The organism is Caenimonas aquaedulcis (genome assembly GCF_015831345.1).
GTDB lineage: Bacteria > Pseudomonadota > Gammaproteobacteria > Burkholderiales > Burkholderiaceae_C > Ramlibacter > Ramlibacter aquaedulcis.
Genome location: NZ_JADWYS010000001.1, coordinates 3,485,979 through 3,510,169 on the forward strand (window position 1 = coordinate 3,485,979; position 24,191 = coordinate 3,510,169).

Sequence of the window (24,191 nt, forward strand, 5' to 3'; positions counted from 1 at the left end):
GGTTTTGCGCCAACGAACCGACCCCCCGAACATGAAGCCGTTTGCCTCCCACGTGACCGCCGCCTTGCTGGCCGCCTGTTTCGCGCTCCCCGCCCTCACCGCGTCCGCCGCCGAGAGCCCCGCCGCCCACGGCCCGGCCGGCGCGCCTGCCGCGGCGCCCGCGCCTGCGCCGGCGGTCGCCAAGCCCGACCTGAACCTCGGCAGCACGAAGTTCACGGCGGTTTGCGCCGCCTGCCACGGCGCGGACGGCAACTCGGGCACTCCCGTCAACCCGAAGCTCGCGCAGCAGCACCCGCAGTACCTTGTCAAGCAGTTGCAGGAATTCAAGGCCGGCAAGCGCGTGAGCCCCGTGATGCAGCCCATGGCCGCGCAGCTGTCGGACGCCGACATGAAGAACATCGCCTTCTGGGCCGCCTCGCAGAAAGCCAAGACCGGTTTCGCGAAGGACAAGGACCTGGTCGCGCTGGGCGAGCGCATCTTCCGCGGCGGCATCGCCGACCGCCAGGTCGCCGCCTGCGCCAGCTGCCACAGCCCCAACGGCGCCGGCATCCCCGCACAATACCCGCGCCTGGCCGGCCAGCATGCCGACTACGTGGCCACGCAGCTCACGGCCTTCCGTGACGGCGCCCGCACGAACAGCCCGCAGATGACGGCCGTGGCCGCCCGGCTCAATGACAGGGAAATCCGCGCAGTGGCCGATTACGTCGCCGGCCTGCGCTGAATGCGGCGCCCGGCGCCGTTGAACTAACCGCCGCCAAACCAACCTAAAACAAGGCGGGCGCCTCCGTGGAGGGCCCGCCTTTTTTTGTCACCTCCATCCCATCGCCATGACCGTCACCACCGAGGGCCTTCGCCTCCCGACCGAATCGCGATCCCTGCGATCGACGGTGGAACTGCTGTCCTCGATGCGGTTCTCGATCTCGCTGCTGACGGTGATCTGCATCGCCTCGGTCATCGGCACGGTGCTCAAGCAGCACGAACCGGTCACCAACTACGTGAACCAGTTCGGCCCCTTCTGGGGCGAGCTTTTCATGGCGCTCAGATTGAACGCGGTGTACAGCGCCTGGTGGTTCCTGCTGATCCTCGCCTTCCTCGTCGCGAGCACCTCGCTGTGCATCGCGCGTAACACGCCGAAGATCTTCGCGGACCTGAAGGCCTACAAGGAGAACCTGCGCGAGCAGAGCCTGAAGGCGTTCCACCACCGTGCGCAAACCACGCTTCCCGATGCGCCCGAGGCGGCCGCGAAGCGGCTGGGCGGCGAGCTCGCGGGGGCGGGCTGGAAGGTCAAGCTGCAGCAGCGCGAGACGGGCTGGATGCTCGCGGCCAAGACCGGTGGCGCCAACAAGATCGGCTATCTCGCGGCGCACAGCGCGATCGTGCTGGTGTGCCTCGGCGGCCTGATGGATGGCGACCTGATCGTGCGCGCGCAGATGCTCCTGGGCGGCAAGACGCCTTACACCGGGGGCGGCTCGATCACCGACGTGAACGAGAAGCACCGTCTGCCCGCGAGCAACCCGACCTTCCGCGGCAACGTGCTGGTGTCCGAGGGCACGCAGTCGGGGACGGCGGTGCTGAGCCAGTCCGACGGCATCCTGCTGCAGGAGCTGCCGTTCACCATCGAGCTCAAGAAGTTCGTCGTGGACTACTACTCGACGGGCATGCCCAAGCTGTTCGCGAGCGACATCGTGATCCATGACCGCGAGACCGGCGAGGCGATTCCGGCGCGCGTGGAGGTGAACCACCCGGCGAGCCATCGCGGCATCGAGATCTACCAGTCCAGCTTCGACGACGGCGGCTCGTCGGTGAAGCTGCACGCCGTGCCGATGAACGGCGCCGCGCGGCCTTTCGACATCGAAGGCGTGATCGGCGGCAGCTCGCAGCTCACCCGGGGCCAGGCCGACGCCGACCGGATGACGCTGGAGTACACCGGCCTGCGCGTCATCAACGTGGAGAACTTCGGCGACAACAAGGCCGGCGGCACCGACGTGCGCAAGGTGGACCTGCGCCAGGCGGTCGACGCGCGCCTGGGCGCCGCCAACAAGACCGTCACGAAGAAGGAGTTGCGCAACGTCGGCCCGAGCATCGGCTACAAGCTGCGCGACGCCTCCGGCCAGGCGCGCGAGTTCAACAATTACATGCTGCCGGTGGACATGGGCGACGGCGCGCCGGTCTTCCTCATGGGCGTGCGCGAAACGCCGTCCGAGCCCTTCCGCTACCTGCGCGCGCCGGCGGACGACCAGGGAAGCCTCGACGGTTTCCTGCGGCTTCGCGCGGCCCTGCTGGACCCCAAGCTGCGCGAGACGGCTGTGCGCCGCTATTCGGCGCTTGCGACCGATCCCTCGCGCCCCGAGCTGGCGGGCCAGCTCGCCGCCTCCGCCAGCCGTGCGCTCGCCCTGTTCGCCGGTGTCGATGCCGCTGCCCCCGCCGGAAAACCGGCCGGGGGCCTGCAGGCGATCTCGGACTTCATGGAGGCCAACGTGCCCGAGCCCGAGCGCGCGCGCGCGGGCGAAGTCCTGATCCGCATCCTGAACGGCGCCCTGTTCCAGCTCGCCCAGCTCACGCGGGAGGCGAACGGGCAGAAACCGCTGGAGCCCAACGAGAAGACGCAGGCCTTCATGACGCAGGCCGTGCTCGCGCTCTCGGACATCCACGCCTATCCCGCGCCGATGGCCTTCCAGCTCAAGGACTTCACACAGGTGCAGGCCAGCGTCTTCCAGGTCACGCGCGGCCCCGGCCGTAACATTGTCTATCTCGGGTGCGCCTTGCTGATCCTGGGCGTTTTTGCCATGCTGTACATCCGCGAGCGCCGGGTTTGGATCTGGCTCGCACCGGAGGCGGGCGGCACGCATGCGACCCTCGCGCTGTCGAGCAACCGCCAGAGCATGGACGCCGACCGCGAGTTCGAGAGGCTGAAGCAACGCCTGCTGGGAATCACCATATGAATACCGCCACCACCACGCTCACCCTGCACGAGGGTTTCTTCACGCGCCGCAGCGCGTTCGACTGGGTCTTCGCAGCCCTCGTCGTGCTCGGCGGCGCCTACGGCTTCGCGCGGTACGCGGGCTACATGGACGTCTACGAGAAGGGCATCCTCATCGCCGCCGTGCCGGCCGCCATCTGGGTCGGCTGGTTCTGGCGCCCCCTTCGCACGCTGATGCTGTCGGTGGCGGTGTTCTCGCTGCTTGCGATCGTGGCCTACCAGGGCAGCCTGGAACGCGCCGACTCATTTTTCTGGCTGAAGTACTTCCTGTCCAGCCAGTCCGCCATCCTCTGGATGAGCGTGCTCTTTTTCATGAGCACGGTGTTCTACTGGATCGGCATGTTCTCGCCGCGCGAAGGCACGTCGATGGAGCGCATCGGATCGCGGCTGGCGTGGGTGGCGGTGGGCATGGCGCTCATCGGGACGATGGTGCGCTGGTACGAGAGCTACCTCATCGGCGCGGACATCGGGCACATCCCGGTGAGCAACCTGTACGAAGTGTTCGTGCTGTTCTGCTGGCTGACGACGACCTTCTACCTGTACTTCGAAGACCAGTACCGGACGCGTTCGCTGGGCGCTTTCGTCATGCTCGTGGTGAGCGCCGCGGTGGGTTTCCTCCTTTGGTACACGGTGGTGCGCGAGGCCCACGAGATCCAGCCGCTCGTGCCCGCGCTCAAGAGCTGGTGGATGAAGCTGCACGTGCCCGCGAACTTCATCGGCTACGGCACTTTCTCGCTGTCCGCGATGGTCGCCTTTGCCTACCTGATCAAGCAGCAGGCCGATGAGCGCCGCTGGTACAAGCTGACGCCGCTGTGGCTGCTGGGATTCGCGCTGTGCTTCGTGCCGATCGCGTTCCGCCAGCGCGTGGCGGAGGCGGGCGGCAGCTACTGGGTCGGGTACGCGGCCATTTCCTCGCTGATCGCCGCGGGCATCCTCGCGGGCCGCCGCAAGATCGCGTCGCGCCTGCCTGCGTTCGAAGTGCTGGACGACGTGATGTACAAGTCCATCGCGGTCGGCTTCGCCTTCTTCACGATCGCCACCGTGCTGGGTGCCTTGTGGGCCGCCGAAGCCTGGGGCGGCTACTGGAGCTGGGACCCGAAGGAGACCTGGGCGCTGATCGTGTGGCTCAACTACGCCGCCTGGCTGCACATGCGCCTCATGAAGGGATTGCGCGGCACGGTGTCGGCGTGGTGGGCGCTGGCGGGCCTGGCCGTGACGACCTTCGCCTTTCTCGGCGTGAACATGTTCCTCTCCGGGCTGCACAGCTACGGCACCCTGTAGCCGCACGGCGGGCGGGGCCAAGCGCCGGCGCTGAATCCTTGTAAGAATGTCCTGCGTACCAGAGACATACGGCCAACAAGGAGCGGCGACATGCTGATCAAGAGCGACAAGAACGGTTTCATCCATCCCGCGACGAGCGAGATCACGCCGCACGCGGTGTATCGCGACCGGCGCGAGATCCTGCAACTCATGGCCTCCGGCGTGGCGGGCTCCGCGCTCGCGTTGTGGGCCTCGCGCCAGGCACACGCGCAGACTCCCCGCCCGGGCAAGCTGGCGCCGCTCGCCGGCGCGAAGTCGCAGGTGGCGGGTGCCACGGTGATGGAAAAGCTCACGGACTACAAGGATTCGACCACCTACAACAACTTCTACGAGTTCGGCACGGACAAGTCCGACCCCGCGAAGAACGCGCATACGCTCAAGACCGCGCCCTGGACGGTCGAGGTCGACGGGCTCGTGAAGAAGCCCGCGAAATACGCGATCGAAGACCTGCTGAAACTGAGCGCGCAGGAAGAACGCATCTACCGCCTGCGCTGCGTGGAAGGCTGGTCGATGGTGATCCCGTGGGTCGGCTATTCGCTGTCGAACCTGATCGCCAAAGTGGAACCCCTCGGCAATGCGAAATACGTGGAGTTCATCTCGCAGGCCGACCCGAAGACCATGCCTTTCGTCGGCTCGCGCGTGCTCGACTGGCCCTACGTCGAGGCCCTGCGCATGGACGAGGCGATGCACCCGCTCACGCTGCTGTGCTTCGGCATGTACGGCGAGGTGCTTCCCAACCAGAACGGCGCACCCGTGCGGCTGGTGGTGCCGTGGAAGTACGGCTTCAAGAGCGGAAAGAGCCTCGTGCGCATCCGCTTCACCGACAAGGAGCCGAAGACCGCGTGGAACAAGGCGGCGGCGAACGAGTACGGTTTCTATTCGAACGTAAACCCGGATGTGGACCATCCGCGCTGGTCGCAGGCCACCGAGCGCCGGATCGGCGAAGACGGCCTCTTCGCGAAAAAGCGCAAGACCCTGTTGTTCAATGGATACGAGGCGCAGGTCGGCCAGCTCTATGCGGGCATGGACCTGAAGAAGAATTTCTAGCGTGCCAGCCGCCGGGTTAAACCTCCGCCATCGACCACATGCACACCAGCGCCGCAGCCAGGCCGGCGACCGGGTGCGGCCGCATGCGCTTGAGCCCGAACTTCGTCCGGATGGCCTGCCACGTGCGCACCAGACGCCCGAAAGGGCGCGGCACCGGATAACGGCAGTGCGCCAGCTTGCGCACGTACTCGTCCACACGCCACACCATCCACTTGTTGGCGGGCAGGTTGGCGACGTCACCCGCTTTCAGGGTAAATTCGCGGCCCGAACAATCGCGCACGTGAACACGGCCCTCCAGGATGTGAACGGTTTCCTCGTTCCAGAAATACCAGTAAAACGTGCCGGCCGTGCAGTCCCATTGCGCGGAAGTGCAGGTGCCATCCGGGCTGCGGGCCAGTTCGACGGCCCGCGCCTGCGGGGTCCCGGAGATGATCCAGCCGGGGTCGATCGGGGCAGGCTGCAGGTCCTTCGGGTCGATGGTGGCGGGGTGAAATCCGGGTGGTGGCAATTCGTCCTCCGTTGCAAAGCACGAATTCTTGTCGTTGCGGCAGCACGCGACCGTAGGACTGAACCGGAAAGTCAGGCCCGTCCCTGCTCAGTGGTCGCGGTTCTTGCCGACCTTCTCGAACGGATCGAGATCGGCCAGGTCGGTGGGCTGGGTGTCCACGAAGTGGCTGTGATAAGAGCTGTCGCGCGGCATGAGGGAGCTCATCTGGCTGTCGACGGCGGCCACCGAATCCTTCCAGAGCGCCCAGTCGGAGTCATTGCTGCCTTCCGTGACGGCCGGCAGGTCGCCGGGAGCCGAGTCGAAACGCGAGCTCGGGCTGCTCTTGCGCCGTTTTCGGCGTGGGACTTCCGGTTTGGGATCTTCGATCCCCGCCAGGCGCTTGAGAAACTTCAACATGCGGACCCCGTTATGCCCTTCGGTGCCAATGTCACCTTCACTGTGCCCAATTTCAACACGTTTGTCACTCCGGGGTGCCTCCAGTCATGAATTTACGCCAGTCCCTGCTCCGGCCGCCGGCGAAGGCACTTCTGTTCACGCTGGCATTGCTGCCCTTCGCGTGGCTCGTCTATGCCGTCGCCACGAACAATCTCGGCGCGAATCCGCAGGAGTACCTGATCCGGTCCACCGGCGACTGGACGCTTCGCTTCCTGTGCCTCACGCTCGCGGTCACGCCCCTGCGGGTCATCACTTCCACCCCCGCGCTCGCGCGTTTCCGCCGCATGCTGGGGCTGTTCGTCTACTTCTACGTCGTGCTGCACCTGCTGAGCTACAGCTGGTTCGACATGGGGTTCGACGTCGCGGACATCGCCAAGGACATCGCCAAGCGTCCATTCATCCTTGTGGGCTTTTCGGCCTTCGTGTTGTTGACTCCGCTGGCGGCCACTTCGTTCAATCGCGCGGTCAAGGCGATGGGGGCGAAACGCTGGCAGGCGCTGCACAAGCTGGTCTATGGGGTCGCCGGCCTGGCGATCCTGCACTTCTTCTGGATGCGGGCGGGCAAGCACAACTTCGCCGAAGTGGCGGTCTACGCGGCGATCCTCGCCAGCTTGCTGGGCTGGCGCGCGTGGCAGTGGGCGGTCAGGAAACGAGCCGCTCGGACCGCATCTGGTCGGCCGGCGTTTCGCGCTCGCGGATGAGGGTGGCGCTCGTGCCGTCCACGAGCACTTCGGCCGCGCGTCCGCGCGTGTTGTAGTTGCTGGCCATGCTCATGCAGTACGCGCCGGCTGACAGCACGGCGAGGTGGCTGCCGGGCTCGACGGCCAGTTCACGGTCGCGGCCGATCCAGTCGCCGCTTTCGCAGACCGGTCCCACGACGTCGTACGTGTGGGGCGTCCCAGTCGAGCGCTGCGCCGGCACGATCGCGTGGAACGCTTGATACATCGCGGGCCGCGGCAGGTCGTTCATGGCCGCATCGACGATGCAGAAATTTTTCGATTCCCCGGGCTTGAGGTACAGCACCTCCGTCAGGCATAACCCTGCATTCCCGACGAGCGAGCGGCCCGGCTCGATCATGAGCTGCCTGTCGCCGAACCCACGCGCGTCCACCTTGGCCAGCAGCTTGTGCCACAGCGCATCCGCTTGTGGAGGCTGGTCGCCGTTGTAGGAGATGCCCAGGCCACCGCCGAAGTCGATGTGCTTGAGCGCAATGCCCGCGGACTCGATGGCCTGCACCAGGTCGAGCATGCGGTCCATGGTGTCCAGGTACGGCGCTTCGGTCGTGATCTGCGAGCCGATGTGGCAGTCGATGCCCACCACCTTCAGGCCGGGCAACGCGGCGGCATGACGGTAGGCCGCGAGGGTGCGATCGTGCGCGACGCCGAACTTGTTGCCCTTCAGGCCGGTGGAGATGTAGGGGTGCGTTTTCGGGTCGACGTCCGGGTTGACGCGGATGCTCACGGGCGCGACCTTGCCTGCGGCCACGGCAACTGCATTCAGCACGTCGAGCTCGGGCTCGCTTTCGACGTTGAAGCAGCCGATGCCCAGCGCGAGCGCCCGCTGCATCTCCGCGCGTGTCTTGCCCACGCCGGAGAAGATGATGTCCGAGGGCGCGCCGCCCACGGCGAGCACGCGCTCGAGCTCACCGCCTGACACGATGTCGAAGCCGCAACCCGCGCGCGCGAACACCTGCAGGATCGCGAGCGACGAGTTGGCCTTCATCGCATAGCAGATCTTCGCGGCGCGGCCTTCGAAGCCGCGCTGGTAGGCGGCCAGCGCATCGAGCATCGACGCCTTCGAGTACACGAAGAGGGGCGTGCCGAACTCGGCGGCCAGGCGCGACACTGCGACGTCCTCCGCGAAGAGCGCGTCGCCGCGATAGGAGAAGTGCGGGTGGCCCGGCAGCGTGGAAGTGGTCATTGGGAAGGAAGGGGCGATGCGGTGCCGGTCACGGGCGGTGCCGAGGCGGGAGCTCCAGGGGCGGGAGCGATGGAGGGGGCCAGGATCTGGGTGAGTGTCGCCCGGTTCTCGGCGGGCGCCCCGGTGGGAAGGAAGAGCGGCCCGCGCTGTCCGCAGGCGGCCAGCGATCCGACCACTCCTGCGGCAAGGACAACACGGCGCAGGGATGGGACCACTAGAATTTGGAGAACGAGGCGCATGCCGAAATTGTAATGACCGACCCTGAATTCATGGACCGCGCCGAAGCGCTGCTGCAAAGCGTCGAAGCGAGTTGCGATCGCATCAACGACGAAACCGATGCCGACATCGACAACCAGCGCGTCGGCGGCATGGTGACGCTCGTGTTTCGCAACGGCACGCAGATCATCGTGAACCTGCAAAAGCCGCTGCACGAAGTGTGGATGGCCGCGAAGGCCGGCGGCTTCCACTACAAGTTCGACGGCGAGCGCTGGATGGACACCAAGGGCAACGGCGAGTTCTTCGAGAACCTCACGCGCTACGCGGCGCAGCAGGCGGGGCAGCCGCTGCATTTCGCGTAAGCGCTGGCCTTCCGGTCAGTTGCGGAACAGGTCGAGGATGCTGCGGCGCTCGTCCGAAGGCGACTGCGCCGGGCGGTTCGGCGGCAGCCCGTCCGAATTCATGAGGCTCTTGTCGTCCGGCCCCCGCGGAACGGTGGGTCCCCCCGGAGATCCCGGAGCTCCTGCCGCGCCCGGCGTTGCGGACGGCGTGCCTTCCGCCGACGTGCCACCCAGGTTGCTCACGCCGCCCCCGCGCGCATATTCCTCGTAGTACCACTCGCCGCCCACGTTGATGACGCCTTCGGGCACCGCCGGTTCCATCACGGGCACGCCTTTCAACGCGGTCTCCATGTAGTTGATCCAGACGGGCAGGCTGAGGCCGCCGCCGGTCTCGCGGTCGCCCAGGGAGCGGGGCGTGTCGTAGCCCATCCAGACGATCGCGACCTGCGTGGGCTGGAAGCCGTTGAACCATGTGTCGATGGAATCGTTGGTGGTGCCGGTCTTGCCATAGAGGTCGGGCCGCTTGAGGACGGACTGCGCGCGCGCCGCCGTCCCCGAACGCGCGACTTCCTGCAGCAGGCGTTCCATGATGAAGGCGTTGCGCGCATCGATGGCCCGCACCGACTCGTTGGGCAGCGGCGGCTGGCTCTCGACCAGCACCTTGCCCTTCTGGTCGGTGATCTTCGTGACGAGCCACGGGTTCACGCGGTAGCCGCCATTGGCGAACACGGCATAGCCCGTCGCCATCTGCATCGGCGTGACGGAACCCGCACCCAGCGCCATGGTGAGGTAGGGGGGGTGCTTCTCGGCCTCGAAGCCGAAGCGCGTGATCCAGTCCTGCGCGTTCTGCGTGCCGACGGCCTGCAGGATGCGGATGGACACCATGTTCTTGGACTTGGCGAGCGCGGAGTGCAGCGGCATCGGGCCCTCGAACTTGCCGTCGTAGTTTTTGGGCTCCCAGGGCTGGCCGCCGGTCACGCCGGCATCGAAGAAGAGGGGCGCGTCGTTGACGACCGTGGAGGGCGTGAAGCCCTTTTCCAGCGCGGCGGAGTAGATGAAGGGCTTGAAGCCCGAGCCCGGCTGGCGCCAGGCCTGCGTCACGTGGTTGAACTTGTTCTTGTTGAAGTCGAAGCCGCCCACGAGGGCATGGATGGCGCCGTCGCGCGGATCGAGCGCGACGAACGCGCCTTCCACTTCGGGCAGCTGGGTGATCTCCCAGGTGTTCTTGGGCGTGCGCGCCACCCGGATGACGGCGCCGCGGCGGATCTTGATCTTGGGCGGCGCCTTGTCGGACAGGCCGGAGGTCGCGGGTCGCAGGCCTTCGCCGACGATCTCCAGCTTCTCGCTGTTCAGGCGCACGGCCACGATCTTCTTCGGGTTGGCTTCCAGCACCACCGCCGACATCACGTCGCCGTTGTCCGGGTGCTCGGCCAGCGCGTCGTCGATCGCGTCGTCCGCATCCTTGCCGTCGGGCGGCAACTCAATGAACTCCTCGGGGCCGCGGTAGATCTGGCGGCGCTCGTAGTCCATGATGCCCTTGCGCAGCGCCCGGTACGCGGCGTCCTGCTGCACGGCGTTCACCGTGGTGAAGACATTGAGGCCGCGCGTGTAGGCCTCGTCGCCGTACTGCGCATACATGAGCTGGCGCACGGTCTCGGCAATGTATTCGGCGTGCACCTTCGTGTTGTCCTGGCTGGTGCGGATCGCGAGTTCCTGTTTCTTGGCGGCTTCCGCTTCCTGCGCGGTGATGAAGCCGTTTTCTTCCATGCGCTCGATGATGTACTGCTGGCGCGCGCGCGCCCGGGTCGGGTTGCTGATGGGGTTGTACGCGGAGGGTGCCTTCGGCAGGCCCGCGAGCATGGCCGCTTCCGCGACCGTCAGGTCCTTGAGTGGTTTGCCGAAATAGGCGTCGGCCGCGGCGGCGAAGCCATAGGCGCGGTTGCCCAGGAAGATCTGGTTCATGTAGATCTCGAGGATCTGGTCCTTGCTCAGCTGGTGCTCCAGCTTGAAGGTCAGCAGCACCTCGTAGAGCTTTCGTGTGAACGTCTTCTCGGACGACAGGTAGACGTTTCGCGCCACCTGCATCGTGATCGTGGAGGCGCCCTGGCTTTTCGCCCGGCCGAGGTTGGCCAGCGCGGCGCGCAAGAGGCCCTTGTAGTCGACGCCGCCGTGGGAATAGAAGCGGGCGTCCTCGATCGCGAGGACGGCGTTCTTCATGACCTGGGGGATGTCGGCGATCGGCGTCATGTTGCGCCGCTCCTCGCCGAATTCGCCGATCAGCACGTTGTCGGCCGAATAGACCCGCAGCGGCAGCTTGGGCCGGTAGTCCGACAGGTCGCTGATATCGGGCAAGTTCGGATAGGCGACCGACAGCGCGACGCCGACGATGATGAGCACGGAGGCGACGCCCGCGAACAGCAGGCCGAAGGCCCAGAGCGTCAGCCTGAGCAGTGTGCGTTTCCAGCCGGTGAGGGCGGGGGACGATCCGGACTCGCCGGCAGGAGATTCAGAAGGCATGGGGTGTCCAGGTAGCGTCCCTGTCCCGGATTATAAAAAGGCGGGCACGCCCGACCGGGCCTGCAGCCATACAGGGTCGCGGCCAGTATGGCAGGTAACGACGTCGGTTTTTGGCAACGGTCGGTAGGGGGCAAATGGGAAAATCTCTTTGCGTGACAAGGATGTTACTGCTAGCATTGAAGTGAAATCTTAAGTTTGTTACGCCTGGAAATACGGCGTTTCAGGAGACCGAATTGATCGCTCTGGGATCGTTGTTTAGCCGACAGCCAGCACCACTGCTGGGTCTGGACATCAGCTCATCCAGCGTCAAGCTGGTCGAGCTCGGCCGTGACAAGGAAGGCAACCTCATCCTCGAACGCTGCGCCATCGAGCCGTTGGAGCGGGGCTGGATCACCGACGGCAACGTCGAGAAGTTCGAGGAAGTCGCGGAAGCCATGCGACGTGTCGTGAAGAAAAGCGGCACCCGCACGAAGAACGTCGCCATGGCGCTGCCGCCTTCTGCCGTCATCACCAAGAAGATCATCCTCCCGGGTGGCTTGAACGACCAGGACCTGGAAGCCCAGGTCGAGGCCGAGGCCAACCAGTACATCCCGTTCTCCCTGGACGAGGTGAGCCTGGACTTCTGCGTGGTCGGCCCCAGCACGACATCCACCGGCGACGTCGAGGTGCTGATCGCCGCGTCCCGCAAGGAAAAGGTGCAGGACAGGCAGGGCCTCGCGGAGGCCGCGGGCCTGAAGCCCGTGATCATCGACGTCGAATCGTACTCGTCGCGCCTCGCCGCGAGCCGCCTGATCCAGACCCTGCCCAACCAGGGTGTGGACACCATGGTCGCGCTGTTCGAGGTCGGTGCCTTCACCACGAGCATGCAGGTCATCCGCAACGACGAAGTGCTCTACGACCGCGACCAGGCCTTCGGCGGCGCGCAGCTCACGCAGCTCATCGTGCGCCAGTACGGGTTCTCGGCGGAAGAAGCCGAATCCAAGAAGCGCAACGGCGACCTGCCGGAGGACTACGAAACCGGGGTACTCAAGCCTTTCGTGGACAGCATGGCGCAGGAAGTGGCGCGCGCCCTCCAGTTCTTCTTCACCAGCACGCCGCACAACCGGGTCGACTACGTGATGCTCGCGGGTGGCTCCGCCGCGCTGCCGGGCCTGACCGACGCCGTCACGATGCAGACCTCGTTCCCCTGCAACCTCGCGAACCCGTTCGAGGGCATGCACGTCGGCGAAGGCGTGCGCGAGAAGAAGATGCGCCGTGAAGCGCCGTCCTACCTCACGTCCTGCGGCCTGGCCATGCGGAGGTTCATGCAGTGATCCTGATCAACCTGCTCCCGCACCGCGAGGCCGCGCGCAAGCGCCGCCGCGATGCGTTCTACACGGCGCTCGGCGCCTCCGCCCTGATGGGCGGGGTGATCGCGGGCATCATCTTCCTCTGGTTCGCCGCGCAGATCTCGGCGCAGCAGGAGCGCAACACCCTGCTTGCCAACGAGATCAAGAAGCTCGAGAGCCAGATCAAGGACATCGCGAACCTGCAATCGGAAATCGCCGCGTTGCGCGCGCGCCAGCAGGCGGTGGAAGATCTCCAGGCCGATCGCAACCTGCCGGTCCACCTGCTCAACGAGCTCGTCAAGCAGCTGCCCGACGGCGTGTTCGTCAGCAGCCTGAAGCAGGAGAACCAGGTCGTCACGCTGACGGGCATGGCGCAATCCAACGAACGCGTGTCCGAGCTCCTGCGAAACCTCGGGAACAACAGCCCCTGGCTGAGCCGGCCGGAGCTGATCGAAATCACGGCCGGCAGCGTGGCACTGACGCCGCGGGATACCCGGCGCGTCGCCAACTTCACGATGCGCGTGCGCCTGCTGCGCGCCAGCGAAGCGCAGAAGGCGGCCGCGGGCGCGGCCAGCGCCGCCAGCGCGGCCGCCGCCGCATCCTTCCCAGCCGGGGCGGCTTCCGCCAAAGCCAAGACCTGACCATGGCCACCACACCCAAAGTCGATATGGCAGCGATGAAAAACGCGCTGACCAGCCAGTTCAAGGGACTGAACCCGAACGACCCCTCGTCCTGGCCCGTCCTGCCGCGCGCCGCGCTGTGCCTCTTCCTGATGGCGATGATCGTCGCCGCGCTCTGGTTCGTCTGGCTGAGCGGGTCCGACGCCGAACTGGAAGCCGAACACGCCAAGGAAGAACAACTGCGCGCGGACTTCCAGAAGAAGCTTGCGCAGGCCGTGAACCTCGACGCGCTGAAGAAGCAGCGCGAGCAGGTGCAGCAGTACGTCACGCAACTCGAAAAGCAGTTGCCCAGCAAGGCCGAGATGGATGCGTTGCTGTCCGACATCAACCAGGCGGGCCTGGGGCGCAGCCTGAACTTCGAGCTGTTCCGCCCGGGCTCCGTGGGCGTGAAGGAGTACTACGCGGAACTGCCGATCGCGCTGCGTGTGACGGGCCGATTCCACGACGTCGGCGCTTTTGCCGCGGACATTGCCAACCTGTCGCGCATCGTGACGCTGAACAACCTGAGTGTGACGCCCACCAAGGACGGCACGCTGATCATGGACGCCACGGCGAAGACCTTCCGCTACCTCGACCAGGACGAGGTGAATGCGCAGGCGAACACCGGGAAGAAAGGCAAGAAGAAATGATTGCCAGACACGGCATGGCGGCGCTGGCCGCCGTCGCGATATTGGGCGCATGCGGCCAGTCCGGGCAGGACGAGGTGCAGGCGTGGATGACGGAGCAGCGCGCCAACACCAAGCCGCAGGTGCAGCCGATTCCCGAGCCGAAGAAATTCGTGCCGCAGGCTTATACGCAGGAAGCCGCAACCGACCCGTTCAGCAACCAGAAGCTCACGCAAGCCCTGAAGCGCGAATCGTCTTCCGGCACCGCCAACGCAGGCCTCGTCGCGCCCGAACTGGCGCGCCGCAAGGAGCCGCTGGAGAGCTATCCGCTGGACGCGATGTCGATGGTCGGCAGCCTCGTCAAGGAGGGGAAGCCGGTGGCGCTCCTCAAGGTGGACAACCTGCTGTACCAGGTGCATCCGGGCAATTACCTGGGGCAGAACTTCGGAAAGATCACGAAGGTGGGAGAGACCGAAGTGGTCCTGCGCGAGATCGTGCAGGACGCGGCGGGTGAATGGGTAGAGCGCACTGCGACATTGCAATTGCAAGAGAGGTCGAAATGAAGAAGAACCTGATCAACTGGCGAATGGCATGGGCCGCCGCGGCACTTTTCCTCGCCGCGGGCCTGTCGACGCCGCTGCGCGCCCAGACGGTGGTGCAGTCCGTCTCGAGCTCCATGCAGGGCGGCGCCGAAGTCGTCCGAATCGAGTTCTCCCAGCCGCTCGCGGCCGTGCCCGCGGGCTTCGCCATCCAGGCGCCCGCGCGCATCGCGCTGGACATTCCCGGGGCCACGAACGGCCTCGGCCGCAACAGCCTCGAAGTCAACCAGGGCAACCTGCGCTCGGTGAACGTCGTGCAGTCGGGTGAGCGCACGCGCCTCGTCCTCAACCTCAAGACAGCCGCGTCGTACAAGGCGCAGCTCCAGGGCAATTCACTGCTCGTGGTGCTCGAGCCCTCCGGTGCGACGGCCAGCCCCGTGGCCACGGCCGGCACGCCGGCGTTCGCCGAAAGCCGCAATGCGGAAACGCAGCCGATCCGCGACCTCGATTTCCGCCGCGGCACCGACAGCTCGGGCCGCATCATCGTCGACCTGCCGAGCAACCAGGTGGGCGTTGACATCCGCCAGCAGGGCCAGAACCTGGTCGTCGAATTTCTGAAGTCGTCGCTGCCCGAAGGCCTTCGCCGGCGGCTCGACGTCACGGACTTCGGCACGCCTGTGCAAACCGTCACCACCTTCCAGGCCGGCGACCGCGTCCGCGTCGTGATCGAGCCCAAGGGCGCGTGGGAACACAGCGCCTACCAGAGCGACAACCAGTTCGTGGTGGAGGTGCGCCAGCAGAAGGTCGACGCCTCCAAGCTCACGCAGGGCACGGGGTTCGCCGGCGAGAAGCTGTCGCTGAACTTCCAGAACATCGAAGTGCGCTCGCTGCTGCAGGTGATCGCGGACTTCACCAACTTCAACATCGTCACGTCCGACACGGTGACCGGCTCCGTCACGCTCCGCCTGAAGGACGTCCCGTGGGACCAGGCCCTGGACATCGTGCTGCAGGCCAAGGGCCTGGGCATGCGCAAATCGGGCAACGTGCTGTGGATCGCGCCCAAGGATGAAATCGCCGCGAAGGAAAAGATCGACCTCGAATCGCGCGCGGCCATCCAGAGCCTCGAGCAGTTGCGCACGCAGTCCTTCCAGCTGAACTACACGAAGGCGGCCGACATCGCCGCGCAGTTGACGGCAGGCACGGGCGCGGCCCGAATCCTGAGCACGCGTGGCAGCGTCATCGCCGAACCCCGCACGAACCAGCTGTTCGTGACCGACATCCCGTCGCGGCTGGACTCGGTGCAAGGTTTGATCAGCAAGCTCGACATCGCGGTGCGTCAGGTGCTGATCGAGGCGCGCATCGTCGAAGCGTCCGACTCCTTCGGCAAGTCGCTGGGCGTGCGCCTGGGCGGCAGCGACCTGCGCGGCGTCCGCGGCGGCGATCCGGGTTACGCCATCGGCGGTAGCAATAACCGCCTTGCGTTGGGCGGAACCTACAACGCCGTGGCCTCGACGACGGGCGAAGCGGTCAACACACTGGACACGGTCAATACGACCTTCGTCAACCTGCCCTCGGCCGGCGCGGGCGGCTTCACGCCGGCGACGTTCGCCGTGTCCCTGTTCAGTTCCGCGGCCAATCGCTTCCTGAACCTCGAACTCTCAGCGCTCGAGGCCGACGGCAAGGGCCGCCTGGTTTCCAGTCCGCGCATCGTGACGGCGGACCAGACCAAGGCGCTGATCGAACAGGGCACGGAATTCCCGTACCAGCAGGCCACTTCCAGCGGCGCCACGTCGGTGTCGTTCCGCAAGGCGTCGCTGCGCCTCGAGGTCACACCTCAGATCACGCCGGAAGGCAACATCATCCTGGACCTCGACGTGTCCAAGGACAGTCGCGGCGAAACCACGGCAGCGGGCATTGCTATCGATACCAAGCACATCAAGACCCAGGTTCTCGTCGAAAACGGCGGAACCGTGGTGATCGGGGGTATCTTCGAACTGACGGAAGCCGAAAACGAGGCGAAGGTCCCGTTCCTGGGCGACCTGCCTGCGGTCGGCAACCTGTTCAAGACCAAGAGCCGCAGCACCACGAAGAAGGAGTTGCTGGTGTTCATTACCCCGAAGATGATCGCGGACCGCGCAGCGGCTCGTTGATCCCATATCAAAGCAGGAAGAGGATTCAAAGCATGACTCGATTCATGAAATTGCTGGGAGGGCTGGTGACGGCCGTCCTCGTCACGGCGTGCGGCGGAGGCGGGGGCAGCCCTGGCGCGGTTTCGGGTGGAACCGGCGGAACGACGGGCCCCAATCCGGCCACGACGCTGGAAGTGTTCACTTCAGCCAGCCAGTTGACGTCGGCGACTAATTCCAGCGTCACCTTCACGGTGGTCGCCAAAGATGCGAACAATCTCGCCGTGCCCAACCAGACGGTGACCTTTTCGGCAACCTCGGGCAATCTGAATGGCGCGCTGCCCGCGCCGCATACCGGTTCGGCCGGCGAGCCCATCACCAGCGTGAGCCTGAGCCCCGGAGCAGATCCGAGCAATCGCAGTATCACTGTCACTGTCACGGCAGGCAACGTGGTCAAGACTGTCGTGATACCAGTCGTTGGATCTGGCCTTTCCCTGACAGGCGATCCTTCGATCATTCTGGGCGGAGCGACGTCGTATACCGTCAAGGCTACGGATTCCGCCGGCCATCCGGTTTCAGGAGCGCCGCTCGCAGTAACTTCAGCTCTCGGGAACAATGTCAACCCCTCTTCGGTGACGACCGACGGACAAGGCGCGGCGAACTTCATCTATACAGCGAACAAGTCCGGCCAGGATGTGTTGACTGTTACCGGCCTCGGCACTTTGGCGACAACCACGGTTTCGGTGAGTGCGGACGACTTCAAGTTCATCACCCCCGCTCCTAGTGCCAACGTGGCCGTCGGCAGCAGCCAGACGGTGACGGTGAGTTTCCTTTTCGGCGGCTCCCCGGTTGCAAACAAGACGGTGACATTCAGTTCTACGCGCGGTGTGGTGTCGCCGTCCGCGGTGGCAACCGATGCCAGCGGTCGTGCAACGACGCAGATCACCTCGACAACCTCCGGCCCCGCCAACGTGATTGCCCAAGCGGTCTCCGGTGCGAGCCAGTCACAAACGCAGGCGACCTTGCCCATCACCTTTGTGGCGACGGATCCTCAGAGCCTCGTGCTGCAAGCCAATCCAGGATCCCTGCCGCCGAATGCCGCGGGTTCCAATGCGAATCAGGCAACCCTGCAGGCCATCGTGCGCGACGCTGCCGGAAATCCCGTGCCAGGTCGCGTGGTGAATTTCAGCGCCATTACCGACGGCAGCAACGGCAGCATCAGTCCAGGTTCTGGCACCACTGACGCGAACGGAACAGTTGTCTCGCAATTCACTCCGGGAGCGCTGACCACGGCGTCGAACGGAGTCGTGATCAGTGCAAGCGTGCAGGGCACAGGGGTATTTGGTACCGCCTCGCTGACGGTGAGCGGACAGGCCCTCTTCATCTCGATCGCGACGGGTAACGAGATTTCGAACCTGGACCAGACAACGTACCAGAAGGAGTTCTCGGTCTACGTGACGGATGCCAACGGTGCTCCTGCTGCGAATCGTGTCGTGAACCTCTCCGTATTCCCTGATGTTTATGGAAAGGGAACGCTGTCGTACAGCAAGGACGCCGGCTCGTGGGGCTATTCCGCGGGTTCTCCGACGTCCTGCCTCAACGAAGACGTCAACCGCAACGGCATCCTGAATGCTGGTGAAGACTTCAACAGCGACGGACTCCTCACGCCGGGCCTTCCCGTGGTTGTGTCGCCGGCGAACGTGACGACTTCCTCCACGGGCTTCGCAACCTTCCGCTTGCAGTACGGCGAGAACTACGCGCTCTGGATGAATACCACGATCACGGCGCGTACCAATGTGGGTGGAACGGAGTCCGTGAAGACGCAGCCATACTTCCTGGCCGCGTCGGCAGCGGATATGTCTTCCCCCAGCACGCCGGCCAATTCCGTCAGCCCGTTCGGCGTTGCGACTTCCTGTTCCGACCCGAACTAAGGCCGTGAGGTCGGCACGATGAGGCTCGCCCTCGTCGGGCTGCCCGGATCCGGCAAATCCACCGTCGGGCGACAACTCGCCCGGCGGTTGTCGCTTCCGTTCACCGATTCGGATCACGCGATCGAACGCCTCATCGGCTGTTCGATCCGCGAGTTCTTCGAACGCGAGGGCGAGACGGCCTTCCGCGATATCGAGCAGTCCACGATTGCAGACCTGGTCCAGCGGGACGCCTGCGTTCTTGCGACAGGCGGGGGCGCCGTGCTCCGCGCGGCCAACCGCGAAGCGCTTCGTGATGCCTGCAAGGTCGTCTATCTCCATTCCACGCCCGAAGAGGTGTTCCGCCGCCTGCGGCACGACTCCGCGCGGCCCCTGCTGCAGGTCAAGGACCCTTTGGAGCGGCTGCGCGCGCTGCACGCCGAGCGCGATCCGCTCTACCGGGAAACGGCGCACTTCGTGATCGAAACCGGCCGCCCCTCCGTGCCCACGCTGGTCAACATGATCATCATGCAGCTGGAGCTGGCCGGGATCGCACCACCGCGCCCTTAAACTGGCGGCCATGGCAGCCGCTCCCTCTCCCCGCACGACATCCAGCGTCCCGATCCAGCTCGGCGACCGCAGCTACGACATCCTCATCGCCAGCGGCCTGCTGCAGGACCCGCACGCCTGGGCCGGCATGGCCGCGAGCACCCAGGCGATCATCGTGACCAACACCACGGTCGGGCCGCTCTACGCCGCCCGGCTGGCGCAATCGCTGAAGTCGCGGCATGCGACCGTGCACATCGTGTCGCTGCCCGACGGTGAAGCCCACAAAACCTGGCTGGTGCTCAACGGCATATTCGACGCGCTGCTCGAAAACGCGTGCGACCGGAAAACCGTTCTCTATGCGCTGGGCGGCGGGGTAGTGGGCGACATGACCGGTTTCGCCGCGGCCAGCTACATGCGCGGCGTCCCCTTCGTGCAAGTGCCCACGACTCTGCTCGCGCAGGTGGATTCTTCCGTCGGTGGCAAGACGGCGATCAACCACCCGCTCGGCAAGAACATGATCGGCGCGTTCTACCAGCCCCTTCGCGTGGTGTGCGACCTCGATACGCTCGACACCTTGCCGGCACGCGAATTCAGCGCCGGCCTCGCCGAGGTGATCAAGTACGGACCGATATTCGACATGGCCTTTTTCGATTGGCTCGAGGCGAACATGGACGGCCTGCTCGCACGCGACAAGGCGCTCGTCGCCCACGCGGTGCGGCGCAGCTGCGAGATCAAGGCGCAAGTCGTCGGCCAGGACGAGCGCGAAGCGGGCTTGCGCGCGATCCTGAATTTCGGGCACACGTTCGGCCATGCGATCGAGGCCGGCATGGGCTACGGTGCATGGCTGCACGGCGAAGCGGTCGGCTGCGGGATGGTGATGGCGATTCGCCTGTCGATGCGCCTGGGCCTCGTCGACGCGGTGTTCGTCGATCGCGTCACGGCACTCATCCGCCGGGCCGGCTTGCCCGCCGTGGGGCCGGCGCTGGGCGCTTCGCGTTACCTCGAGCTGATGCGCGTGGACAAGAAGGCGGAAGCGGGCGAGATCAGGTTCGTCGTGATCGATTCGCCGGGCAGGGCTGTCGTCCGCGGCGCGCCCGACGCGCTCGTGGGCGAAGTGATCGACGAATCGTGCCGGGCTTGAAATGACGCTCGCGCCCTGCGCCTGCGACCCCGCGCGATCGCACGGGCGCCTGCATGCCGAACTCCCGGCGCCGACGCGCACGGAGTTCCAGCGCGACCGCGACCGCATCGTGCATTCGACGGCGTTTCGCCGCCTCGTCTACAAGACCCAGGTATTTCTCAATCACGAGGGCGACCTGTTCCGCACGCGCCTCACCCATTCGCTGGAGGTCGCCCAGCTCGGCCGGTCGATCGCGCGCGCGCTGGGCCTGAACGAAGACCTGGTCGAGGCGATCGCGCTGGCACACGACCTCGGGCACACGCCGTTCGGCCACGCGGGGCAGGACGCGCTGAACGACTGCATGGCGGCGCACGGGGGCTTCGAACACAACCTGCAGAGCCTGCGTGTCGTCGATGAACTCGAGGAGCGCTATCCGCGTTACGCGGGCTTGAACCTCACCTTCGAAACCCGTGAAGGCATCCTCAAGCATTGCTCGCGCGCGAATGCGCAGCGCATCGAGGCGCGCGAACCGGGCGGGGTAGGGCGGCGCTTCCTGGACCGCACGCAGCCCAGCCTGGAAGCGCAACTGTGCAACCTGGCCGACGAGATCGCGTACAACGCGCACGACATCGACGACGGCGTGCGCTCGGGGCTCATCTCGCTGGAGCAACTCGGGGAGATCGAGCTGTTTGAAGCGTACCGGGCGCAGACGATGGCCGAGTTTCCCGACCTGCAGGGCCGGCGGGTGCTCTATGAATCGATCCGCAGGATGTTGAGCGCGCAGGTGTACGACGTGATCGCGGCGACGCAGGATGCGATGTCGCGCGCTGCGCCCCGGTCGGCGGATGAGGCGCGGCTTGCCCCTGCGCTGGTGAGGTTCAGCGAGCCCATGGCGGCCGGCTCGGCGGCGCTCAAGCGCTTCCTGATGCACAACCTGTACCGGCACCCGCAGGTGATGAAGACGACGGGCCAGGCCCGGCAGGTGGTGCGGGAACTGTTCGCCGCCTACCTGTCGGACCCGGCGCAGATGCCTGCCGATTTCGCGGCGCGCGAGGATGTGCCGCGGGCCGTGGCCGATTACATCGCCGGCATGACCGACCGCTTCGCGGCGCGCGAACACGAGCGGCTGACCGGCGGCAAATTGCTCGCCTGATGCGGCGAGCGCTGTATTCCGCGCCCCTCGCGCCGTAAAATTCCGCCAATTCCCCGGGGCGCCCTTCCGTGAGTTTCCTCAACCAACTGAAATCGCAGGCCAAGGCCCTGCAGAGCCAGCAGTCGCAGGTGCAGCAGCACCTGGAGGAAAACATCGCGCAGGTCGAGGACGCCTGCAAGTTCGCGGTGCCCTACCTGCACGACCTCGCACGTCACCTGAACGTGATCGAGCCGAAGGCGCCGCGGTTCACCCTGGACGGCAAAACGCCGTGGCCGGCGATGAAGTTCCTCGACTTCCGCGTGGATTCCCGCAAGAAGTCGGTCAACGGCCGTGAGTTCTTCGACTACTTTGCGATGGGCTGGCGCGTGGTGCCGCAAGTGGGGCAACCGGTGGGCGGCATGGTGATGGTGAACTTCCCCCCGGACCTGCAGCGCGTGGAATCGCGGTTGGCGATGGGCCCGGTGAAGCACGAACGCAAGGAAATACGGCATCCGGAGAAGAACAGCCTGCAGGCGCTGCAATTCGAATACATCACCGAGACGCGCGGCAATGTGGTCGCGACCGCGGAGCACGAGAAAGGCGAGGTCTCCTTTCGCATCATGAATGCGACCGGCTTCGAAATCGTGAAGACCTCCTGGCCCGCGGCGAGGATCAAGGCGGACGTGCTCGACGAACTCGCGAAACTGATCGTCGGCGAGCCGCACCGGTTCGCGTGACGCCATGAGCACCGATTCCGGAGTGGTGGTGCGGGACATGACCCGCTGGCTGGAACGCGCGGTGATCGGCCTGAACCTGTGTCCCTTCGCGAAGGCGCCACATGTCAAGGGGCAGGTCCACTTTGCGGTGAGCGGCGCCCAGGACGCGAAGGCGCTGCTCGGGGAATTGGGCGACGAGCTCGATGCGCTGGCTTCCATGGAGGCGTCGGTCCGCGAAACGACCTTGCTCGTGGTGCCTGAGCTGCTGCCCGACTTTCTCGCATTCAACGACTTCCTGGCTCGCGCCGAGCGCCTGGTGCGCAAGCGCGGGCTGGAAGGCGCGATCCAGCTCGCGAGCTTTCATCCGGAATTCCAGTTCGAGGGCACGGAGGCGGACGACATCACGAATTTCACCAACCGGGCGCCGTATCCGGCGATCCACCTGCTGCGCGAAGACAGTATTTCACGCGCGGTCGTCGCGTTTCCCGACCCGGCCGTCATCTACGAGAACAACATGAAGACCCTGGCCGCACTGGGATACGAGGGCTGGACGGCCCTGGGCGTGGAGCGCACCGCATGAAGCGCGACGAACTCGACCTCCTGCCGGGGCAATCGGAGGAATTGCTCAAGGAGTTGCACATCCTGACGCGCGAGGGGCGCATCAACCAGGATTCGCGCCGCAAGCTCAAGCAGGTGCACCACCTGTACCGGTTCATCGAAAAGCTGCTGCGCGAATTGCCGGATGAAGGCAACGGGGCGACGCTCGCCGATCATGGCGCGGGGAAGTCCTACCTCGGATTCATCCTCTACGACCTGTTCCTGAAGCAGAAGACCGGCGGGCGCATCTACGGCATCGAAACGAGGGCCGAGCTGGTGCAGCGCTCGGCCGAACTCGCGGCACGGCTAGGGTTCGACAGGATGTCCTTCGTCAACATCAGCGCCGCGGATGCCAGCGAGGCCAAGGACCTGCCCGAACGCATCGATGTCGTCACCGCCCTGCATGCCTGCGACACCGCGACGGACGACGCGATCGCCTTCGGATTGCGCAAGCATGCGCGCTTCATGGTGCTGGTGCCGTGCTGCCAGGCGGAGATCGCCGCCAGCCTGCGCCAGAACAAGGCGCTGTCGCTGTCGCGCACGCCCCTGGCCGAGCTGTGGCGGCACCCGATCCACACCCGCGAGCTGGGCAGCCAGCTGACCAACGTCCTGCGCTGCCTGTACATGGAAGCCAAGGGCTACCAGATCACGGTGACGGAGCTCGTCGGCTGGGAACACAGCATGAAGAACGAGCTAATCCTCGCCCGTTTCACCGGCCAGCCCAAGCGAAGTGCCGCTGAACGCTTGCGCGCCGTGCTCGCGGAATTCGGCCTGCAAAGCCTGGAAGCCTCCCGCTTTCCCCTTTAATTGGGGTCAGATTCCAATTTATGATCGCGGGATGGCACGCCTCCCCCGACTGACGGTCCCCGGCTATCCGCATCACATCATCCAGCGCGGGAACAACCGGCAGGCGATCTTTGCCGGCACGCAGGACTATGAAACCTTGTTGGCCATGCTGGAGGAATACGCGAAGAAGTCCGCTGTCGCCCTGCATGCGTACGTGTTGATGACCAACCACGTGCACCTGCTCGCCACGCCGGAAACCGTCGAGGGAATTCCCCAGATGATGCAGGCAGTGGGCCGGCGCTACGTACGCTACTTCAACCAGAAGCAATCGCGCACCGGCACGCTGTGGGAGGGACGGTACCGGTCGACCCTGATACAGGCGGAGCGCTATCTGATGGCGTGCATGGCGTACATCGACCTCAACCCGGTGAGGGCAGGAATCGTCGCAGACCCCGCGGAGTACGCCTGGTCAAGCCATCGCCATTACATCGGGCTGCGCAACGACAAGTTGCTCACGCCGCACCCGCTGTATTGGGAATTGGGGAACACGCCGTTTGCGCGCGAGGCCGCCTACGCCGAGATGGTGGGCTCCGGTGTTTCGGCGGCGCAGCAGAAGGCGCTGACCGAATCCGCGCTTCAAGGGTGGGCACTCGGAGAGGCCGACTACGTAGCGGATTTGCAGCGCCGGACCGAGCGCAGGGTCAGCCGCGGACGCGCAGGACGACCAAGCTCCAAAGTTTGACTGCAGCTATCCCGGGGTAAAATGCTCACCTAGCAACCTGTCCCCAATAATCTAAAGCTCAGTCTATTCGCTAAATAATT

Annotated in this window: 24 protein-coding genes; 19 read left to right on the forward strand and 5 right to left on the reverse strand. The window is 65.5% G+C overall.

Translation table 11 applies throughout. The features are described 5' to 3' along the window. Positions 1-31 precede the first annotated feature (31 nt). The 4 genes from I5803_RS16770 (at position 32) to msrP (ending at position 5,347) form a co-directional block, all read left to right on the forward strand. A complete protein-coding gene (locus I5803_RS16770) occupies positions 32-721 on the forward strand; it encodes a c-type cytochrome (protein ID WP_196987461.1) in 690 nt (229 codons plus the stop codon). A gap of 106 nt (positions 722-827) precedes the next feature. Then, positions 828-2,942, forward strand: coding sequence for a cytochrome c biogenesis protein ResB (locus I5803_RS16775; RefSeq protein ID WP_196987462.1), 2,115 nt, complete (start codon positions 828-830; stop codon positions 2,940-2,942). Beyond that, entirely contained in the window at positions 2,939-4,261 is a 1,323-nt protein-coding gene (ccsB, locus tag I5803_RS16780; RefSeq protein WP_196987463.1) for a c-type cytochrome biogenesis protein CcsB, read from the forward strand. The genes I5803_RS16775 and ccsB overlap by 4 nt, the downstream gene beginning before the upstream one ends. Positions 4,262-4,351: 90 nt before the next feature. Beyond that, positions 4,352-5,347, forward strand: coding sequence for a protein-methionine-sulfoxide reductase catalytic subunit MsrP (msrP, locus tag I5803_RS16785; protein WP_196987464.1), 996 nt, complete (start codon positions 4,352-4,354; stop codon positions 5,345-5,347). Positions 5,348-5,363: 16 nt separating this feature from the next. Here msrP and I5803_RS16790 read toward each other — a convergent pair whose 3' ends face one another. Further along, positions 5,364-5,855: a cupin domain-containing protein gene (locus I5803_RS16790; RefSeq protein WP_196987465.1), complete on the reverse strand. Its 492-nt coding sequence runs from the start codon at positions 5,853-5,855 to the stop codon at positions 5,364-5,366. A gap of 87 nt (positions 5,856-5,942) precedes the next feature. Further along, positions 5,943-6,251: a hypothetical protein gene (locus I5803_RS16795; protein ID WP_196987466.1), complete on the reverse strand. Its 309-nt coding sequence runs from the start codon at positions 6,249-6,251 to the stop codon at positions 5,943-5,945. 86 nt (positions 6,252-6,337) lie between these two features. Here I5803_RS16795 and msrQ point away from each other — a divergent pair, with 86 nt between their 5' ends. Then, the gene (gene msrQ, locus I5803_RS16800) at positions 6,338-6,991 is read left to right on the forward strand and encodes a protein-methionine-sulfoxide reductase heme-binding subunit MsrQ (protein WP_196987467.1); all 654 of its coding nucleotides are present in this window, start codon (positions 6,338-6,340) and stop codon (positions 6,989-6,991) included. On the opposite strand, the gene lysA is transcribed toward msrQ, so the two are convergent. Both lysA and lptM read right to left on the reverse strand, forming a co-directional pair. Beyond that, a complete protein-coding gene (lysA, locus tag I5803_RS16805) occupies positions 6,933-8,210 on the reverse strand; it encodes a diaminopimelate decarboxylase (RefSeq protein ID WP_196987468.1) in 1,278 nt (425 codons plus the stop codon). The genes msrQ and lysA overlap by 59 nt on opposite strands. Continuing rightward, complete coding sequence (gene lptM / locus I5803_RS22125) at positions 8,207-8,449, reverse strand: LPS translocon maturation chaperone LptM (RefSeq protein ID WP_231402443.1); 243 nt, start codon at positions 8,447-8,449, stop codon at positions 8,207-8,209. Before lptM ends, lysA begins: the two co-directional genes overlap by 4 nt. Before the next feature lie 12 nt (positions 8,450-8,461). On the opposite strand from lptM, the gene cyaY reads away from it, so the two are divergent. Beyond that, a complete protein-coding gene (gene cyaY, locus I5803_RS16810) occupies positions 8,462-8,788 on the forward strand; it encodes an iron donor protein CyaY (RefSeq protein ID WP_196987469.1) in 327 nt (108 codons plus the stop codon). 15 nt (positions 8,789-8,803) lie between these two features. Here the strand turns inward: cyaY and I5803_RS16815 are convergent, their stop codons facing one another. Further along, a complete protein-coding gene (locus I5803_RS16815; protein ID WP_196987470.1) occupies positions 8,804-11,284 on the reverse strand; it encodes a penicillin-binding protein 1A in 2,481 nt (826 codons plus the stop codon). A gap of 233 nt (positions 11,285-11,517) precedes the next feature. Here I5803_RS16815 and I5803_RS16820 point away from each other — a divergent pair, with 233 nt between their 5' ends. From I5803_RS16820 to I5803_RS16880, 13 genes are all read left to right on the forward strand, one after another. Next, positions 11,518-12,597, forward strand: a complete 1,080-nt coding sequence (locus I5803_RS16820; RefSeq protein WP_196987471.1) for a pilus assembly protein PilM — start codon at positions 11,518-11,520, stop codon at positions 12,595-12,597. Next, the gene (locus I5803_RS16825) at positions 12,594-13,253 is read left to right on the forward strand and encodes a PilN domain-containing protein (protein ID WP_196987472.1); all 660 of its coding nucleotides are present in this window, start codon (positions 12,594-12,596) and stop codon (positions 13,251-13,253) included. Before I5803_RS16820 ends, I5803_RS16825 begins: the two co-directional genes overlap by 4 nt. A gap of 2 nt (positions 13,254-13,255) precedes the next feature. Continuing rightward, on the forward strand, positions 13,256-13,921 hold the full coding sequence (locus I5803_RS16830) for a type IV pilus inner membrane component PilO (RefSeq protein WP_196987473.1): 666 nt from the start codon (positions 13,256-13,258) through the stop codon (positions 13,919-13,921). Further along, entirely contained in the window at positions 13,918-14,460 is a 543-nt protein-coding gene (locus tag I5803_RS16835) for a pilus assembly protein PilP (RefSeq protein WP_196987474.1), read from the forward strand. The genes I5803_RS16830 and I5803_RS16835 overlap by 4 nt, the downstream gene beginning before the upstream one ends. Continuing rightward, complete coding sequence (locus tag I5803_RS16840; RefSeq protein ID WP_196987475.1) at positions 14,457-16,586, forward strand: type IV pilus secretin PilQ; 2,130 nt, start codon at positions 14,457-14,459, stop codon at positions 16,584-16,586. The genes I5803_RS16835 and I5803_RS16840 overlap by 4 nt, the downstream gene beginning before the upstream one ends. A 32-nt stretch (positions 16,587-16,618) precedes the next feature. After that, positions 16,619-18,493, forward strand: coding sequence for an Ig-like domain-containing protein (locus I5803_RS16845; protein WP_196987476.1), 1,875 nt, complete (start codon positions 16,619-16,621; stop codon positions 18,491-18,493). Positions 18,494-18,511: 18 nt separating this feature from the next. Beyond that, complete coding sequence (locus I5803_RS16850; protein ID WP_196987477.1) at positions 18,512-19,039, forward strand: shikimate kinase; 528 nt, start codon at positions 18,512-18,514, stop codon at positions 19,037-19,039. Between the two features lie 10 nt (positions 19,040-19,049). Further along, positions 19,050-20,159, forward strand: a complete 1,110-nt coding sequence (gene aroB / locus I5803_RS16855) for a 3-dehydroquinate synthase (RefSeq protein WP_196987478.1) — start codon at positions 19,050-19,052, stop codon at positions 20,157-20,159. 1 nt (position 20,160) lies between these two features. Continuing rightward, positions 20,161-21,291 carry a deoxyguanosinetriphosphate triphosphohydrolase gene (locus tag I5803_RS16860; RefSeq protein ID WP_196987479.1) on the forward strand — a complete coding sequence of 377 codons (1,131 nt, stop codon included), beginning with the start codon at positions 20,161-20,163 and terminating at the stop codon, positions 21,289-21,291. 68 nt (positions 21,292-21,359) lie between these two features. Continuing rightward, complete coding sequence (locus I5803_RS16865; protein WP_196987480.1) at positions 21,360-22,007, forward strand: hypothetical protein; 648 nt, start codon at positions 21,360-21,362, stop codon at positions 22,005-22,007. A gap of 4 nt (positions 22,008-22,011) precedes the next feature. Continuing rightward, a complete protein-coding gene (locus I5803_RS16870) occupies positions 22,012-22,566 on the forward strand; it encodes a DUF1415 domain-containing protein (protein ID WP_196987481.1) in 555 nt (184 codons plus the stop codon). Further along, complete coding sequence (locus I5803_RS16875; RefSeq protein WP_196987482.1) at positions 22,563-23,390, forward strand: class I SAM-dependent methyltransferase; 828 nt, start codon at positions 22,563-22,565, stop codon at positions 23,388-23,390. Before I5803_RS16870 ends, I5803_RS16875 begins: the two co-directional genes overlap by 4 nt. A 31-nt stretch (positions 23,391-23,421) precedes the next feature. Continuing rightward, on the forward strand, positions 23,422-24,111 hold the full coding sequence (locus I5803_RS16880; protein WP_196987483.1) for an REP-associated tyrosine transposase: 690 nt from the start codon (positions 23,422-23,424) through the stop codon (positions 24,109-24,111). Positions 24,112-24,191 lie beyond the last annotated feature (80 nt).